Consider the following 15,353-nt stretch of genomic DNA (forward strand, 5'->3'; position numbering starts at 1 on the left):
GATACGGGAAGTCGGCGCTACCTGCTACGGTCTGGTCGCTTTTTGCCGAAATTTTTGCTCGTCCCGACAACTTCCGGCCGCCGAATGCGTCCGTAGCATCGGGCTTGCAAGAAGGTATGTAGCTGACCCGGCGCTTGGCGGCGCTGGTAAAACAAAGCCGGCCCAACTGGTATTGTAAGCGCATCTCTCACTTCAACTAACTTCCCCATGAAAATCTCCCTTGCCAAATTCCTGCTGCTCTTCGTGTGCGCCATCCTGCTGAGTGGCGGCGCTTTCGCCCAGGCCAAAATGCCCGAAGACAAATCCAAGCGTCCCAGCCCGCCGGCCACCGTTTCCACCACGGTAGGTGCCGCCAAGATTACCGTCGACTACAGCCGCCCCTCTATGAAGGGTCGCAAGATTTTTGGCGCGCTGGAGCCCTATGGTAAGGTGTGGCGCACGGGGGCCAACGAGGCCACCACTTTTGAAGCCTCCCAAGCCGTCACCATCAATGGCCAGGCGCTGCCGGCCGGCAAATACGCCCTGTTCACCATCCCCGGCGAGCAGGAATGGACGATTATCTTCAACAAAACCGCCGAGCAGTGGGGTGCCTACAAGTACGACGAAAAGCAGGACGCCCTGCGCGTAAAAGTGAAGCCCACCAAGCCCGCGCAACCCGTGGAGCAGTTCACCATTAAAGCCGATAAAGCCGGCACCATCATGATGACATGGGAAAACTCGCAGGTTGCTTTTAAAGTAGGCAGCGGCGCAAAGGCGCAACTGTAGGATTTTCTGAATAAACACATCAGCCGCCGTTCTTGCTCAGGAAGCAGGAGCGGCGGCCGATGTGTTTGGTGTATTTATAATTTAAAAATATCCCTGGTTTTTGCTGTGTGATTTCATCTTTATCAATTCAGTATTAAAAAATTAAAACTGTTAAATAAGCATGGATTAATGTTGGCACTGATAGCAGTCTAACTGAGAATGTAAAATTATGTGTTCTAATGCTGTATTTATTATTTCGTCAATGCTGTCATTGTTGCTATGAAGTCGACGATGTTGTCGCCAAGTGGTGCTTTTACCATATATAACACCTAGGCTATCTAACTCATAAAGTATCGTCCCACCATCTTGAGGAGCATAAAAAGCGTTTGTATACATTGTAATAGTGTGATTACTGCTAAAATTATTGAAGTGTAAGGATGATATTAATGAATCTTTAGCATTATGACGCATAATTTTATCAACTGTAATACTTTCAATATTGTACTTGGGTAGTAAAAATCCTGTGTAAAAGAATGTGATTGGTTTTTTCTTGTTTTCATCTTCAGTGCATCCCATTAAATAGTATAAAGAAAGAACACAAATCAAAAGCTTATAAAATGCACTCATAAGAAAGTGCATAAATTATTATCGAAAGTTTTATTGAGCTTCCCCTAACACTTCCTCTACCCAAGCCTTGCCCCATTCCTCCAACTCCTGCTCCGTCCACAGCTGCGGATAAAAGATGCGGCGCTGGAACTTGGGGGGCAAATATTTCTTCCAGTTGGTGCCACCCGTAGCGGCAATGGCCGTGGGGTCGCGCTCCAGGTAGCGCACCGCCGATTTGTAGTGCATCAGGGGCCAGTTCACGTTCACGTTCGCGTCGAGCTGGCGCAGGGCGCGCACCATGCGCGGGTGGCGCTGATCTTCGGCGGGCAGGCGCTCCAGCACGGTCCACACGTTGCGGGTGCGGTAGTGGGCGGCGTGCTGGTGCAGGGTTTGGGTGTACTTTTCCTCAAACTGAGTCAGGGTCAGGGCTTTGGCGCTCGATTCTTCGATGGTAGCGCCGGCTTTCCAGTAAATGCAGCCCAGCAGTTCGTCGTGGGCGGCGGCTTCGCCCAGCAGGCGACGCTTTTCTTTATCTACGAGGTTATCAAGGGAAGTGGAGGCCAGCTCAATCATGCGGTACTGCACGCTCTGGAAGCCCGAAGCCGGCATCAGGGCCATGCGGAACTGTAGAAACTGCTGCTTGTCCATGCCATCTACCATCACATCGAACGAGTCGATCAGGTTCTCGAAGTAGCGGTTGATGCGGCCCAGGCGTAGCACCAGCTCGCCCACGGTGGGCGCTTGTAGCTCACCCATCTGCTCGTACTCGCAGAGGCAGAGCTTAAAATACAACTCTGTGATCTGGTGGTACATGATGAAAATACGCTCGTCCGGAATCTGGGTGAGCGGGCGCTGTAGACTCAGCAACGTGTCGAGTTCAATGTAGTCCCAATAGTTGACGTAGTCGGTGTAGTAGAGGCCTTCGAGATAGGCGGCCAGGTCCTGGCCGTCGGCGGCGTATTTGGCTTGCAGGCGGCGCAACTGTTCCAGCACCTGGGGGGCAAATTCGGACGGATTGGGGGGCGTTTCCATAGGAGGGAGAGAGGCTGGGTAAGCGCTACAAAGAACGAAAAACTAAGGAAAGCAGCCCACCCAAGCAACCCCCGAGCCCTGGCCGGTATCTATACCCGTAAGGCTCAAAATGCCCCCCAGTCAGCTCTGCTGCTACCGGACGAATAAACCGTTGCTTTCCCGCCCTAAACATCTACTTTTACCGCTATTATGGCCGAGAAAAGCAGCATTTTTGATATGATTGGGCCGGTGATGATTGGGCCCAGCAGCTCACACACGGCCGGAGTGGTACGCATCGCAAGCGCCGCGATTCGCATTCTGGGGTCGTTGCCCACCCATGCCACCATCACGTTCTACAATTCCTTCGCCCGCACCTACGAAGGCCACGGTTCCGACCGCGCCATCGTGGCCGGTTTGCTGGGCTATGCCACCGACGACAAGCGCATCCGCGACGCCTTCGACCACGCCAAAGAGGCTGGCTTGCAATACACGTTTCAGAGTGTGGGCAACGCCTCTACCATGCACCCCAATACGATTAAGGTGCAATTGCGCGATGAGCGCACCGGCCACGCTACGGAAGTAATAGGCCAAAGCAGGGGCGGAGGCGTGATTCGCATAGTAGAGGTGGATGGCTTTCCGGCCGACTTTTCCGCCTCTCTGCATACCCTCATCGTGGACGCCGACGACCGCCAGGGCTCCATTGCCTTCATCGCCTCCGTTATTGCCCACGACGACTGCAACATCGCCACCATGTTCGTTTCGCGCAAAGGCCGCAACGACGTAGCCCGGCAGTTCATTGAGATGGACTCGGGCATCAAGCCGATTACGCTCGACTACCTGCGCCAGCTGAGCTGGGTGCATCAGATTATCTATATCCCAACGATTGATTAACAATAGGTTATGTCCGCTATGTCTTGGCTGCGATACCGCCTCTTTGCTATAACTTCCTCCTGATTCCTGTACAAAAGTAGTTCGGTACCTTGCGTTGCATAGTACCTTTAGCTATCTTTGAGGGTGTTCGTCTGAGAACCCATGTCTTGGTTGATGCTCTCGGGAGTCCGTGTTCAAACCTAGTCCGTTTTTTAAGCTTAGAAACCATGAAACCAACCCGTACTCCGCTTTTCTGCCGTGTGGCTGCCATAGGCGTGGGCTCCTGGTTACTGTTGGCCGCGCCGGTCCTGGCCCAAACAGCGAGGCCCGCGCAGCCGCCCGCCGGCACCATGGCCGCCCCCGTGCCCAGCGGCCCCTGGACCCTGCAGCGCACCGTAGACTACGCCATCCAGAACAACCTGACGGTGCGCCAGAGCGACCTTGCGGCCCAGCTCAATGAGGCCACCTTACGGCAGAGCCGGGCAGCTATGTTGCCTTCGGCCAACCTCAGCGGCAATCAGGCCTGGAACTACGGTACCAGCGTCAACCCGCTGACCTTTGAGTTTCAAAATCAGACGACGCGCTCCAACAACTTCTCGGGCAACTCGCAAATCACTGTGTTTTCCGGGTTTCAGCTGCGCAATACCGTGAAGCGTAATTTGCTGGACTATCAGGCTAGCTTGGCTGATATTGAACAGGCCCGCAATGACTTGTCGCTGAACGTGGCGGCCGCTTTCCTGCAGCTGGTACTGAATCAGGAGCTGGTGCGCACCAATGAGCTGCGCGCAAATACCACGCAGCAGCAGGTGGAGCGCACCAAAAAGCTGCTGGCGGCCGGCAGCGTAGCCGAAAGCAACCTGCTCGACACCCAGGCCCAGCTTGCTTCCGACGAGCTGAACCTGGTGACGGCGCAAAACCAGCGCGACATTTCGCGCCTGCAATTGGCTATCCTGCTTAACCTGGACCCCAATGGGGCGGCAGCTTTACAAATTGAGACGCCCGAGCTGCCTGATCCTGATGAGCAGCAGCAACTTTCTCTCGATCCGGTTAACGTGTATCAGACCGCGCAAGGCTTTCTGCCCCAGGTGAAAGCGGCCGACCTGCGCGTACAAAGCTCCATCCGGGGCGTCGATCTGGCGCGGGGGGCTTATTACCCCCGCTTATTCTTTGGTGCCAGCATATTCTCCGGTTTCTCGTCGGCGCGGCTGTCGCGGGTACTTACGGGAGACTCCACGGCGGGCCTCCCGCTTCCGGTATTTCAGTTTAACCCCGCGACCGGGCAAGTGCAGCCTACGAACTTTGCCGTGCTGACGCCCCGGCAGCCTAACTTCGATGTGTTGGCTTCGTCCTTTGGCGACCAGGTAAAAGATAATCTGGGCCGGGCGCTACAGTTTACGCTGCAAATCCCTATTCTGAATGGCCTGCAGGCCCGCACCAACGTACAGCGCTCCCAGATTGCGGTGAAGCAGGCCGAATTGCAGGCTGCCCAAACTCGCCTTCAGCTCCAGCAAACCATCCAGCAGGCCTACGCCGATGCCCTAGCCGCTCAGCGCCGGTTTGCCTCCGCCAGCCGCCAGGTGCAGGCCCTGACCACGGCCTACCGCAATGCCGAAATTCGTTTTAATAACGGTTTGCTCAACGGCACGGAGTTCAATATTGCCAAAAACAACCTCAACGGGGCCGAATCGAGCATGATCCAGGCGAAGTACGAATTTATCTTCCGCCGCAAGGTGTTGGAATTCTACCAGGGCAACCCGCTGACTTTGTAGGGTGCCCCCAGGCTCCTGCCTGGGGATCGTTGCCGTCGCTGGCAGGCGGAACTAGCTTTTAGCTCGCGTCTCGTTAAGCTACTCGCGCCGGGGGGCTTTTTCGCTGATCCATAACAACGACGGCAACGATTTCCCAGACGGGAGCTTGGGGTTGCATGTACTGTATCAGCAGGTGTCCGCTTCTTCTTTACTTTTGCTTCCGCTTACCTCTCATTTCTCCTTCGCTGGATCTCTTTTCAAACATGAAAAACAACCGCTTACTATACATTCTGCTGGGGGTACTGGTGTTGATGATAGCCGGGTATCTGGTGCTCAAAAAGCAGGGCATCATCGGCCAGCCGGCGGGTACGGAAGTCATGACGGCCAAAGCCGGACCAGCGACTATCGTAGAACAGGTAAGCGCCTCCGGCAAAGTGCAGCCGGAAACGGAAGTGAAAATTTCGCCCGACGTGTCCGGCGAAATCACGGAGCTGTACGTGGCCGAGGGCGACTCCGTGAAAAAGGGCCAGCTGCTGCTGCGTATTCGGCCCGATAACTACCAGGCCATGGTAAACATGCAGTCGGCGACGGTAAACACCCAGCGCGCCAACGTGGGCCAGACGCAGGCGCGTTTGCAGCAGCTAATCGCTAACGCCAAGCAAACCGAGCTGGCTTATCGTCGGAATGCGTCGCTTTATAAGCAGAAAGTAATTTCTCAGGCCGACTACGAAGCCAGCAAAGCCGCCTACGACGCCAGTCAGGAAGAAATAAACAGCGCCCGCCAGGGCATTCGCGGGGCGCAGTCGGGTGTGGCCAGCGCCCAGGCTTCTTTGGATGAAGCCCGCCGCAACCTCGACAAAACCACGATTTACGCCCCGGTAAGCGGCACCGTAAGCAAGCTGAACGTGGAGCGCGGCGAGCGGGTGGTAGGAACCTCGCAGATGGCCGGCACCGAAATCATGCGTATCGCCGACCTCAACTCTATGGAGGTGCGGGTGAACGTGAATGAAAACCAGATTATCGACGTGAACCTGGGCGACTCGGTGAACGTGGACGTGGACTCGTACGCCAACAAGGACCAGAAATTCCGGGGCCTCGTGACCAGCGTGGCCAACACGGCCAAAGACGCCCTCACGGCTGAAGCCGTAACTGAGTTTGAGGTCCGCATCCGCCTGTTGCCCGAGTCGTACCAGCACCTGGTGCGCAAGGTGGGAGGCCGCACCATCGTGCCGTTCCGGCCCGGCATGACGGCCTCGGTCGATATTATTACGGATCGTAAAAACAATGTGCTCAGCGTACCGCTCAACGCCGTGACCACCAAAACCGACAGCACCGCCGTTGCTGCCAGCCCCAAAAAAGCTAAAGGGCCTACTATGCGCGTAGGTCGTGGCGGGGGGGGGCAAGCGGAAGAAAATACTCCGGCCAAGCCAGCTGATGCGCAGGAAGTGGTATTCGTAATTCGCGACGGCAAGGCCGTGATGGTGCCCGTCAAAACCGGCATCAGCGACATTACCAATATTGAAATCCTCAGCGGCCTGAAAGCCGGCGACGAGGTAGCCAGCGGGCCTTACGCCACGGTGCATAAGAAGCTGAAAGACGGGGCGGTAGTCGTGGTGAAGGATGCCAAAAGCATCAACAAGGCGGCCCTGAAAGAGGAAGTAGCGGATGCTAAATAAGCGTCTTGAAGGGGCCGTAATACGAGCGAATGAGAGGCCGGGGGGCTTTTTTGCCCCGGCCTCTCATTTTTTTTGGCTAAACTCGGCCTTGCGAGAAGATTTTGCCCCCCAGGCTACTGCGTTGCGGCCCGAAGCCGGGTGGGGCGTTCAACAGGTGAAGGCGCTCGGCGGCCTTCCTACAAGTTTGTTTGGTGGAAAAAATAGCCATGATTGGCGGCGGCTCCTGGGCCACGGCTTTAACAAAAATACTTTCTGAAAACGGGGCCCAGGTGGGCTGGTGGCTCCGCTCGAAAGACGACGTGCAGCACCTGCTGCGCACCCGCCACAACCCGCGCTACCTCTCGTCGGTGGCCTTCGACCTGAGTCGCGTGTCTCCCACCGCCGACCTGAAGGACGTCGTGGCCGACGCCGACTGGCTGGTGCTGGCCGTGCCCGCCGCCTTCGTGCAGGCTGCCCTCGACAAGCTCGACCGCGACGCCCTGCGCGACAAGCGCGTTATCTCGGCCATTAAAGGTATGATACCGGGCAAAAACGTGCTCGTGACCGACTATGTGGCCGAGCGTTTCCGGCTTGGTGGAGAGCAACTGGGCGTAGTGGCTGGCCCCTGCCACGCCGAGGAAGTGGCCCTGGAAAAGCAAAGCTACCTCACTATCGGCTCGCCCGATCTGGTGCTGGCCGAGGACTTCTGCCAGCTGCTGCGCAACCGATACGTGAAAGCGCATCCCGCCGTCGACCTCGATGGCATCGAGTATTGCGCCGTCATGAAAAACATCATCGCTTTGACCTGCGGCATTGCCCACGGCCTGGGCTACGGCGACAATTTTCAGGCGGTGCTGGTCAGTAATGCCGTGCAGGAAATCCGCCGCTTTCTCTACGCGCTCAGCCCCAACCAGCGCGACCTCAGCGCCAGCGCCTACCTCGGCGACTTGCTCGTAACAGCGTACTCTCAGTTCTCCCGTAACCGCACCTTCGGCAACATGGTGGGCCGCGGCTACTCCGTGAAGTCGGCGCAGATGGAGATGAACATGGTAGCCGAGGGCTACTACGCCGTCAAGAGTATTTACGAACTGAATAAAAAGCTGAAGGTGAGTATGCCCATTACCAATGCGGCCTACCATGTGCTGTATGAGAAGATTTCGCCGGCCGTGGAGCTGGAGATTCTGAAGGAGAAGTTTAAGTAGGCGAAGCGAACCAGATAGTAGCATAGCCGCAGCGCGGCGACAGGTTTGTAGAATTTAGCTCATCTGGGCGAGTGAAGCCGCAGCGCGGCAACAGAATGTTCGGGCATTTCTGTCGCCGCGCTGCGGCTATCAGGTGATTCCTTGATAGCTGGGATGAAGCTGCCTGGAATAACCATTCTGTTGTTTAGGAAGTAAAGCTTTCAACCGATAAACTAACCAAACAGTAACGCATATGGGAACCTGGGGCTACTACAACTTCGACAACGACGCGGCGGCCGACTTCGCCGCCGACTTTCGCGATAATCATAGTGAAGTCACCTTATTAGAAGCCCTAGTAGCGGTGGCTGAGGAGGAAGAGACCATCGAAGCTGAAGCGGCCAGCGAAGCACTGGCCGCGGCCGAAATCGTGGCGGCCATTCTGGGCAAGCCCTCCCGCGATTTCCCCGCCGATCTGATTCCCGTGATTGTGAAGCTGGACGCCAGCGAAAGCGCCGATTTGCGCGAGCTGGCTCAGCAGGCAGTACAGGCCGTTACCAACAACTCGGAGCTACAGCAGCTGTGGTCTAAGAATGAAGCCGCCGCCGACTGGCAGCACACCCAGCAGGACTTATTACACCGCCTGACCTAAGGCCAGTATCATGAACTGGCTGTTGCTGGCTGTCATCACGGCCTTTTGTCTGGGGTTCTACAACTTCTTCATTAAGCTGGCTTCGGGCAGCATTCACCAGGTAGCCGGCGCGGTGCTGCTGCAACTGGTGGCGGCCGCCGTGGGGGGCATGTTGCTGCTGTATATCAAGTCGACGCGGCAGGTAGTAAGCGTTTCCCAAACCGGGGTACTGTACTCTTGCCTGGCCGGCCTGAGCGTGGGTGTGGCCGAAATCCTGACGTTTTATGTATTTACCAAAGGAGCACCGGCCTCGGTAGGTACGCCCATTATCGTGGGGGGCTCGGTGGCCGTGGCCGCCGTGTTGGGCTGGCTGGTGCTCCGCGAGCAGATTACGCCGGGGCAGGTGCTGGGCGTGGGGCTGATTGTGGCCGGCGTAGCCCTGCTGGCCAGGGGGCATTAAGAATACAGCTGAAAACCCAGAACGTCATGCTCTATCTGGCGTCCGCCTGTCGAAGCATCTCGACAGCGTACGTTGCTCAGCACTTGTTCAAAGTCGTTGTCATCCCTGATCTGGCGTACCGAAGGCAGGACCTTCTCACCAAAGAACGAATTGTTGATATGCTTGCCGTTCTACAATGAAAAGGTCCTGCCTTCGGTACGCCAGATCAGGGATGACAGACGGAGTAATAAAGATTATTCCCGCCCCCAGCATGACTGACTTTTTAGACAATTTGAATAGTAATAAAGCTGAATGCGGCTTTCAGCGGTTGTAAAGCCGCCCGCTTTTTTTGAGGTCATCAACCATTACATCAGGCGGCCAAACCGCGGACGTTTACCCTGCTCAACTTTTACCCCATGAAGCGCATACAAGCCCCGGATATTGAGGCCATGGAAAAGATTTTCCGGCTCAATCTGATCAACTCCATTACCGGCTACAAGCCCGCCAACCTCATCGGCTCGGCCGATGCCGCGGGCCGCACCAACCTGGCCATCTACAGCTCGGTGGTGCATCTGGGCTCCAATCCGCCGTACGTGGGCATTTTCACGCGCCCGACCAGCGTGGCGCGCCACACCTACGACAACATCAGCGCCAGTGGCTGCTACACGATTAACCACGTTCACGAGAGCTTTACGGCCGCCGCCCACTACACGTCGGCGCCTTTTCCGGAGGATGAGTCTGAGTTTGAAGCCTGTGGGCTGGGGGCCGAATTTCTCGATGGATTTCCTGCGCCCTACGTCCGCGAAAGCCGGATAAAGATAGGTCTGCGGCTGGTGGAGGAAATCCCCGTGAAGGCTACTGGCACGACCCTGCTGGTGGGAAAAATTGAGGCAATCTACCTGCCCGCCGACGTGCTGGCCGCCGATGGCTCCCTCAACCTCAACGCCGGCGGCGGCGTGTGTATTTCCGGTCTGGATACGTACCATACGGCCCAGCAAATCGGAGCCTACGCCTACGCGCGGGTAGGCGAGGGACCGCAGTCAAAGTAGGCGCGGCTATTCAGTAGAATTACACGGCTACTAACCTCAATTTCGCCAGTTCCTCCCACACCCGATGCACGGGCAGGCCCATCACGTTGAAGTAGGAGCCTTCCAGGCGGGTCACGCCTACCATGCCCACCCAGTCCTGGGCGCCGTAAGCGCCAGCTTTGTCCAGGGGACTGAAATTGCGCACGTAAAACTCGATTTCGGCGGGGGAGAGGGCACGGAAATGAACGCGGGTCTGGTCGGAGAAGACGGTGCGGTGCCCGTCGCCGCGGAGCAGGCAAACACCAGTGAACACGTCGTGGGCGCGGCCTTGCAGGCGGGTGAGCATCCGGGTGGCCTCTGCCGCGTCGGCGGGCTTGTTCAGCACGTCATCCTCCAGGCACACGATGGTGTCGGCGGTGAGTACCACCTCGTGGGGAGCTAAATCGGGGGCGTAGGCGGCGGCTTTGTGGGCGGCCAAATACTCGGCTACTTCGGCGCGGCGCAGGTGAGCAGGGTAAGTTTCTTCTACTTCGCGCAGGCGAATTTCATACTTCAGGCCCAGGTCGGTGAGCAGCTGGCGGCGGCGGGGGGAGTTGGACGCCAGCACGAGTTTGGTGACTACGGACATACCTGAAACGGGTGCGCGGCCTCTGCTTCGTGAATGGAAGTAAACAGGAAGCCACCGATGGTTTTGGGGTAGAAGAAAGTGGATTTAGGGGGCATCACGGCCCCGCTGTGGCACACGCGCTCTACCTCGGCCATAGTCACCTCGTTGGTGATGAAGGCGGCGCGGGCCTCGCCGCGGTCGACGCGGGTGAGGCACTCGGTGAAGCTGCGCACGTAGGCCACGCCCGGCCAGGAGCGCTGGGCGTCCGGCCCCGCGATGCCCAGCACGCGCTCCAGCACGAAGTAGTGCAATACGGTCAGGTCCAGGGCTTTCACCTCCGGGGTAGTATCCCAATCGAGCTGCGAATGCACCTCCGGCCGCAGCCGGATCTTGTAGGAATTGCCCCCCAGATATAAACCAAACGCCCACGGCTTGCCGGCAATGATTTCGGGCAGATCATATGCATCGTCTTTGGGCAGAATAGTAAAATACGCTTCCAGGCGCGTCAGCAGCTCCGCGTCGCTCAGGCCGGGGGGCATATCCAGCAGCAGGCGGTGGGTGGGCAGAATGCGCAGGTCGTTGGCGGCGGAGTTGGTGAGGTACATCAGGTGATAATTCCACGGCTCCCGGCCTGTGGCCCGCGGGTTGGCGGCCAGCCGGGCTTGCCGGTAGGCCAGCGAGCCTTCGTAGCGGTGGTGGCCATCGGCCAGAATCACCTGCCGGGCGGCCAGCACTTCCTGAAACCGCCGAATCACGGCCGCGTCCTGAATCACGGCCAGCACGTCGCGGGCACCCTGGTAATCTTCCTCGGTCTGGTAGAGCGGGTCGAGCATGGCCTCGTCGAGGTAGCGCTCCAGCTCAAAATCCGCGTCGCGGAAGAGGCCGTGGGTGGCGCTGGTCTGAAACTCGGTGCGGGCCAGCAACTCGGCGCGGTCATTCACGGACGCGGGCAGGGTGTTTTCGTGGCGCAGCACTACCTCATCACTCCAATCATAGGCCCGGATGTGGCACATGAAGCCCTTGCGGCAGTATTCCTGACTGCTGCCGGGCAGCCGGAAGTATTGGTAGTAGGCATAAATACCCGGCAGCTCATCCTGGCGCAGCACGCCCTGGGCCTGCCAGTCGGCCAGGCGCAGCTTCGCCTCACCCACGGCATCCACGCCCAGCGGCACCGACAAATGAATGCTGTTCAGCGGGTTGCGATACAGCGCCTCGCGCTGCTTCGTCGAGACCACATCAAACAGGGGCGACACATACTCGTCAATGTGCTCGCTTAGCTGCGGGTTGTAGCGCCAGCCGCGCACGGGTTGAATTTCAGCCACGGAAAACCAATTATCATTTAACAATTATTAGTTAACAATTAACACTTTTCAACTGCCCGAACTCTCCGTTGTGTAGGAAAGGACAGACTGTTAAATGTTAATTGTCAACTGATTAAGGCGCCAAGCGGCTGCGCTGCCACTCATTGCCCACTCGCTCGTACACGATGCGGTCGTGGAGGCGGCTGGGGCGGCCCTGCCAGAACTCTATGCGCTGCGGGTGCAGAAGGTAGCCCCCCCAATGCGGCGGGCGCGGCAACGGGTTTTCATTGGCGAAGCGCTGCTCTATTTCCTGCTCCCGCTGTTCCAGCTCCTCCCGGCTCCCGATTACCTGACTTTGCGGCGAGGCCCAGGCTCCCACCTGACTAGCCCGGGGCCGGCTCTGAAAATACTGGTCTGAGAGCGTCTGGGGGGCTTTTTCCACGCGCCCTTCCACGCGCACCTGGCGCTCCAGGCCGGGCCAGAAAAAGTTGAGCGCCGCCTGCGGATGGTCGGCCAGTTCGTGGCCCTTGCGGCTGTCATAGTTGGTGTAAAACAGAAAGCCCGCGTCGTCGGGCAGGCCCTTGAGCAGCACCACGCGCGTGGTGGGCTGGCCGTCGGTGCCCACGGTGGCCAGGGTCATGGCCGTGGGCTCGTCGAGGTGGGCGGCCAGGGCCTCATCGAGCCAGGCGCGGAACTGGCGTACGGCGTCGGGCTGCACGTCGGCTTCGGTGAGGGTGCGCTGGGCGTAGGTCTTGCGCAGGTCGGCCAGTTGCTGGTCAGTCATTGGTTAGGGTTTTAAAATGCATTAACGGCCCTTGGGATACCAGGCATAAAGTGACCACGTACCCTGGCGATGCAACAGCTGTAAATTTTGCTCGCGGATAAAATCGTCACTGCGTTCGAAGATGGCCAGCTTTTCGGGCTTGGTGGCCAGCGTTTCCCGGTAAAAGTTGTTCTGACCATTGTAGTAAGCGCTGTCCAGAAATACGAGTACCGGACGGCTATCCATGCGGGCCAGCACGTCCGGGTCAGGTCCGCCGGGGCTGACTACTGAATACAGCATCTGGGCCTGATAGGCGGGAAGGCGGGCGGTCTTATTCGACATTAAAGGCAACCCTGTAACCATGGAAAGCTGGTAGGTGTTATTGCTTTGCACCTCGTCGGGGTCAATGGTGAACCGATAGCCTTCCTCCTCCGAGCCGGAGTGAAAGTAGGGAAGGGGCAGAATAGCCTGGTAGTTTTTGAGGTTGAGCCAGCCGGTAAGCTGCTGCATGGGCAGCGTGGGCGCGTCGGCCGTGAGAAAATTAGGAAACTGCGTATTAGTGCGGTAGAAGCGCATGGCATCGCGGGCATCGAGCACCAGCAGCAGGGAGAGGGCCACCAGCACCCAGCGCAGAACGGGCTGCCGCCACCAGCGCGCTACATAATAGCTGAAGCCCAGCACGAAGGCCCACCAGAAAGGCCAGATAAACCGCCCCAGCGCCCGAAACTGCGTAACCCGGTCGGTGAGCTTATGCAGCCAGAAAAAGGGGTTCAGGTAGTTATTGAATACGTAAGCACCATTGTCCAACTCATAGGTTTCGCCCAGCGCGATAAAGGCCATCGGGATGCTGGCCAGCAACAATAGCCGCAGAAACCGGCCATGATTATCCGCCGTAAGCTGCACCGCAGGCAGGCGCCGCAGCGCAGCCAGCCCCAGCGTAACCAGCAGCCCATACAGCACAAAGCCGCCGAGGTAAGCCGCCGACTCATACGGAATATCGGCCGTGCGCTCCAGCGGAAACCGCAGCTGGTTGAAGGAATAACCCCGGAAAAAAGCTCCGAATTGGAATTTCCAGTTAATAAAGTCATATCCATTGCTGGATAAGGGCCGCTCATAGTAACGGCCGTCCAGCACCATCAACGAGCCGGCCGTAATAAGCAGCGCCGCGCCCAGGGTAAGGCCGCCATACAGTGCCAGCCGAAACCAGGGCTTGCCGGCCAGGGCATTCTCCACTACCCAAAACAAAAAGAAAAATCCGCCCAGGACTCCCAGAATGCCCAGGTAGTAAAAATGAAAATAGGAGGTCACAATAAGGCCCCCCAGCAACAAGGCAAACCACTTTCGCACCGGCCGGTCCTGCATCCAGGCGTAGTATAGCCGCTGCAACACCCAGATAGTGAATAGAATGGCCGGGGTGTACGACAAACTGGTGTGGCCCACGCGCAGGCGTAGCGTTTGTGGTCCCAGCCAGGGCAGCGTCACGCTCAGCAGTAGCACCAGCCGAACCGGTAACCCCAACGGGCGCAGGATGCGGTAGAGCAGCAACGTGCTGAGCGCCAAGCCCCCCAGAATGAATAAGTCATATAGATACAGACCGTAGGGCTCCAGCGCCGGAATTGCCCGCACGAGCACATGCAGGCTTTGGGTCAGCACGGGCGTACAGTCGGTGTAGTACATGTACTCGCCGAATGGGTAGTTATGACCCATTACCAGCATGCCACTACTTAGCGGCTGACGCAGAAAGGAGGCGATGGAAAAATAGCTTTTTATTCCGTCGTAGTGCGTAACAATCAGGTAATCACCGGGATTAAAAACGAGCTTGCGAAATACTACCAACAACAGCACTATTTGAATAAAAACGCTGCCTACGAACCAGGGATCAAATGAGTGGGCGCGCGCAAGGGGCGAAGCAGATTGGGGGGGCATTAGCGGGGAGATACATACTTAATAAGGGGCGCAAATTATTCAGAAAATAATTGGGGCTCTTTCACCATTTATCTGCTAACGCACCGTTCTAGTGCCCCCACTGGCGTGGGTTGCCTTGCGCAGCCGCGTTAGCCTCGGGAACCTAAGCCTATTCTCCCGACGTAAGATTAACGTAGCTCCCATGATTGGTTCCGGCCACCGAATGGCTGCGCAAGGTTGAGTGTAGTGGTCCATAAGGTTAGGCCGATTAAATTAACGTGTGCTAAAAAATGCTTGACCTATGAAAGCTGGAAGCCTATTAATATCGCAGCCCTTCCTGGGCGACCCCAATTTTGAGCGCAGCGTAGTCTTGCTGTGCCGTCATACCAATGAGGAAGGCACCTTTGGCCTGGTACTCAACCGGGCCACCAATCTGCTCTTAGGTGATGTGCTGGAGCTGCCCGGCGGCGATGTGCTGCCCGCCGCCCAGCTGCCGCTGGGGCTGGGAGGTCCCGTGCAGCCCGATACGCTCCATTACCTGCACCGCCGCCCCGATGTGCCGGGAGCTATTCCGCTGGGCCAGCAAGTGTACTGGGGCGGCGACTTCGACGTGCTGCTGGGGTTACTGCTCAGTGGCGAAATCGGGGAGGAGGAGGTGCGCCTGTATGCGGGCTATTCGGGCTGGACCGCTGCCCAACTGGCGGAGGAAGTGCGCGAAAATGTTTGGATCGTGCACCCCAATGCTGCCGAGAAAGTCTTTACTTTGGCTACTGATGCCTTCTGGCAGTCTATTCTGCGCGAAAAGGGTGGTCGGTATCGGGTTTTATCTAACTATCCCACCGACCCACGCCTGAATTAGCCCCCCAC

General features: G+C 57.6%; 15 protein-coding genes. 9 read left to right on the forward strand and 6 right to left on the reverse strand.

The features are described from left to right. Nucleotides 1-207 precede the first annotated feature (207 nt). Entirely contained in the window at nucleotides 208-765 is a 558-nt protein-coding gene (locus tag B9A24_RS16690) for a DUF2911 domain-containing protein (RefSeq protein WP_084447157.1), read from the forward strand. Between the two features lie 165 nt (nucleotides 766-930). Here the strand turns inward: B9A24_RS16690 and B9A24_RS21730 are convergent, their stop codons facing one another. Further along, nucleotides 931-1,371 carry a hypothetical protein gene (locus B9A24_RS21730; protein WP_143434992.1) on the reverse strand — a complete coding sequence of 147 codons (441 nt, stop codon included), beginning with the start codon at nucleotides 1,369-1,371 and terminating at the stop codon, nucleotides 931-933. 30 nt (nucleotides 1,372-1,401) lie between these two features. After that, nucleotides 1,402-2,382 (reverse strand): tryptophan 2,3-dioxygenase family protein, encoded by a 981-nt coding sequence (locus B9A24_RS16695; RefSeq protein WP_084447158.1) that lies wholly within the window; start codon nucleotides 2,380-2,382, stop codon nucleotides 1,402-1,404. 189 nt (nucleotides 2,383-2,571) lie between these two features. Here B9A24_RS16695 and sdaAB point away from each other — a divergent pair, with 189 nt between their 5' ends. The 7 genes from sdaAB (at nucleotide 2,572) to B9A24_RS16730 (ending at nucleotide 9,931) form a co-directional block, all read left to right on the forward strand. Further along, nucleotides 2,572-3,252: an L-serine ammonia-lyase, iron-sulfur-dependent subunit beta gene (gene sdaAB, locus B9A24_RS16700; RefSeq protein WP_084447159.1), complete on the forward strand. Its 681-nt coding sequence runs from the start codon at nucleotides 2,572-2,574 to the stop codon at nucleotides 3,250-3,252. A 206-nt stretch (nucleotides 3,253-3,458) separates the two neighbouring features. Further along, nucleotides 3,459-5,000 (forward strand): TolC family protein, encoded by a 1,542-nt coding sequence (locus B9A24_RS16705; protein WP_084447160.1) that lies wholly within the window; start codon nucleotides 3,459-3,461, stop codon nucleotides 4,998-5,000. Nucleotides 5,001-5,242: 242 nt separating this feature from the next. Beyond that, the gene (locus B9A24_RS16710; RefSeq protein ID WP_084447161.1) at nucleotides 5,243-6,655 is read left to right on the forward strand and encodes an efflux RND transporter periplasmic adaptor subunit; all 1,413 of its coding nucleotides are present in this window, start codon (nucleotides 5,243-5,245) and stop codon (nucleotides 6,653-6,655) included. A 191-nt stretch (nucleotides 6,656-6,846) separates the two neighbouring features. Beyond that, entirely contained in the window at nucleotides 6,847-7,836 is a 990-nt protein-coding gene (locus tag B9A24_RS16715) for an NAD(P)H-dependent glycerol-3-phosphate dehydrogenase (protein WP_234997400.1), read from the forward strand. 232 nt (nucleotides 7,837-8,068) lie between these two features. Next, on the forward strand, nucleotides 8,069-8,464 hold the full coding sequence (locus tag B9A24_RS16720; RefSeq protein ID WP_084447163.1) for a DUF4259 domain-containing protein: 396 nt from the start codon (nucleotides 8,069-8,071) through the stop codon (nucleotides 8,462-8,464). Between the two features lie 10 nt (nucleotides 8,465-8,474). Further along, a complete protein-coding gene (locus B9A24_RS16725) occupies nucleotides 8,475-8,903 on the forward strand; it encodes an EamA family transporter (protein WP_084447164.1) in 429 nt (142 codons plus the stop codon). Nucleotides 8,904-9,298: 395 nt separating this feature from the next. Beyond that, the gene (locus tag B9A24_RS16730) at nucleotides 9,299-9,931 is read left to right on the forward strand and encodes a flavin reductase family protein (protein ID WP_084447165.1); all 633 of its coding nucleotides are present in this window, start codon (nucleotides 9,299-9,301) and stop codon (nucleotides 9,929-9,931) included. A gap of 19 nt (nucleotides 9,932-9,950) precedes the next feature. Here B9A24_RS16730 and B9A24_RS16735 read toward each other — a convergent pair whose 3' ends face one another. The 4 genes from B9A24_RS16735 to B9A24_RS16750 all read right to left on the reverse strand — a co-directional run bounded on the left by B9A24_RS16735 (nucleotide 9,951) and on the right by B9A24_RS16750 (nucleotide 14,507). Beyond that, the gene (locus tag B9A24_RS16735) at nucleotides 9,951-10,538 is read right to left on the reverse strand and encodes a Maf family nucleotide pyrophosphatase (protein ID WP_084447166.1); all 588 of its coding nucleotides are present in this window, start codon (nucleotides 10,536-10,538) and stop codon (nucleotides 9,951-9,953) included. Then, nucleotides 10,529-11,839: a DUF1015 domain-containing protein gene (locus B9A24_RS16740; protein ID WP_084447314.1), complete on the reverse strand. Its 1,311-nt coding sequence runs from the start codon at nucleotides 11,837-11,839 to the stop codon at nucleotides 10,529-10,531. The genes B9A24_RS16735 and B9A24_RS16740 overlap by 10 nt, the downstream gene beginning before the upstream one ends. A 112-nt stretch (nucleotides 11,840-11,951) precedes the next feature. After that, nucleotides 11,952-12,602: a pyridoxamine 5'-phosphate oxidase gene (gene pdxH / locus B9A24_RS16745; protein WP_084447167.1), complete on the reverse strand. Its 651-nt coding sequence runs from the start codon at nucleotides 12,600-12,602 to the stop codon at nucleotides 11,952-11,954. 21 nt (nucleotides 12,603-12,623) lie between these two features. Beyond that, complete coding sequence (locus tag B9A24_RS16750) at nucleotides 12,624-14,507, reverse strand: DUF6311 domain-containing protein (protein ID WP_084447168.1); 1,884 nt, start codon at nucleotides 14,505-14,507, stop codon at nucleotides 12,624-12,626. Nucleotides 14,508-14,787: 280 nt separating this feature from the next. Here B9A24_RS16750 and B9A24_RS16755 point away from each other — a divergent pair, with 280 nt between their 5' ends. Beyond that, nucleotides 14,788-15,345 (forward strand): YqgE/AlgH family protein, encoded by a 558-nt coding sequence (locus B9A24_RS16755; protein ID WP_084447169.1) that lies wholly within the window; start codon nucleotides 14,788-14,790, stop codon nucleotides 15,343-15,345. Nucleotides 15,346-15,353: the final 8 nt, after the last annotated feature.

Source organism: Hymenobacter roseosalivarius DSM 11622, assembly GCF_900176135.1.
Classification (GTDB): domain Bacteria; phylum Bacteroidota; class Bacteroidia; order Cytophagales; family Hymenobacteraceae; genus Hymenobacter; species Hymenobacter roseosalivarius.

Excerpts from the sequence above, each read along its gene's own strand:
- pdxH (WP_084447167.1), bottom strand. The coding sequence starts at position 12,602 with ATGACTGACCAGCAACTGGCCGACCTGCGCAAGACCTACGCCCAGCGC.
- B9A24_RS16705 (WP_084447160.1), top strand. The coding sequence starts at position 3,459 with ATGAAACCAACCCGTACTCCGCTTTTCTGCCGTGTGGCTGCCATAGGC.
- B9A24_RS16730 (WP_084447165.1), top strand. The coding sequence starts at position 9,299 with ATGAAGCGCATACAAGCCCCGGATATTGAGGCCATGGAAAAGATTTTC.
- B9A24_RS16755 (WP_084447169.1), top strand. The coding sequence starts at position 14,788 with ATGAAAGCTGGAAGCCTATTAATATCGCAGCCCTTCCTGGGCGACCCC.
- B9A24_RS21730 (WP_143434992.1), bottom strand. The coding sequence starts at position 1,371 with ATGAGTGCATTTTATAAGCTTTTGATTTGTGTTCTTTCTTTATACTAT.
- B9A24_RS16710 (WP_084447161.1), top strand. The coding sequence starts at position 5,243 with ATGAAAAACAACCGCTTACTATACATTCTGCTGGGGGTACTGGTGTTG.
- B9A24_RS16695 (WP_084447158.1), bottom strand. The coding sequence starts at position 2,382 with ATGGAAACGCCCCCCAATCCGTCCGAATTTGCCCCCCAGGTGCTGGAA.
- B9A24_RS16690 (WP_084447157.1), top strand. The coding sequence starts at position 208 with ATGAAAATCTCCCTTGCCAAATTCCTGCTGCTCTTCGTGTGCGCCATC.
- B9A24_RS16725 (WP_084447164.1), top strand. The coding sequence starts at position 8,475 with ATGAACTGGCTGTTGCTGGCTGTCATCACGGCCTTTTGTCTGGGGTTC.
- B9A24_RS16750 (WP_084447168.1), bottom strand. The coding sequence starts at position 14,507 with ATGCCCCCCCAATCTGCTTCGCCCCTTGCGCGCGCCCACTCATTTGAT.
- B9A24_RS16735 (WP_084447166.1), bottom strand. The coding sequence starts at position 10,538 with ATGTCCGTAGTCACCAAACTCGTGCTGGCGTCCAACTCCCCCCGCCGC.
- B9A24_RS16720 (WP_084447163.1), top strand. The coding sequence starts at position 8,069 with ATGGGAACCTGGGGCTACTACAACTTCGACAACGACGCGGCGGCCGAC.
- sdaAB (WP_084447159.1), top strand. The coding sequence starts at position 2,572 with ATGGCCGAGAAAAGCAGCATTTTTGATATGATTGGGCCGGTGATGATT.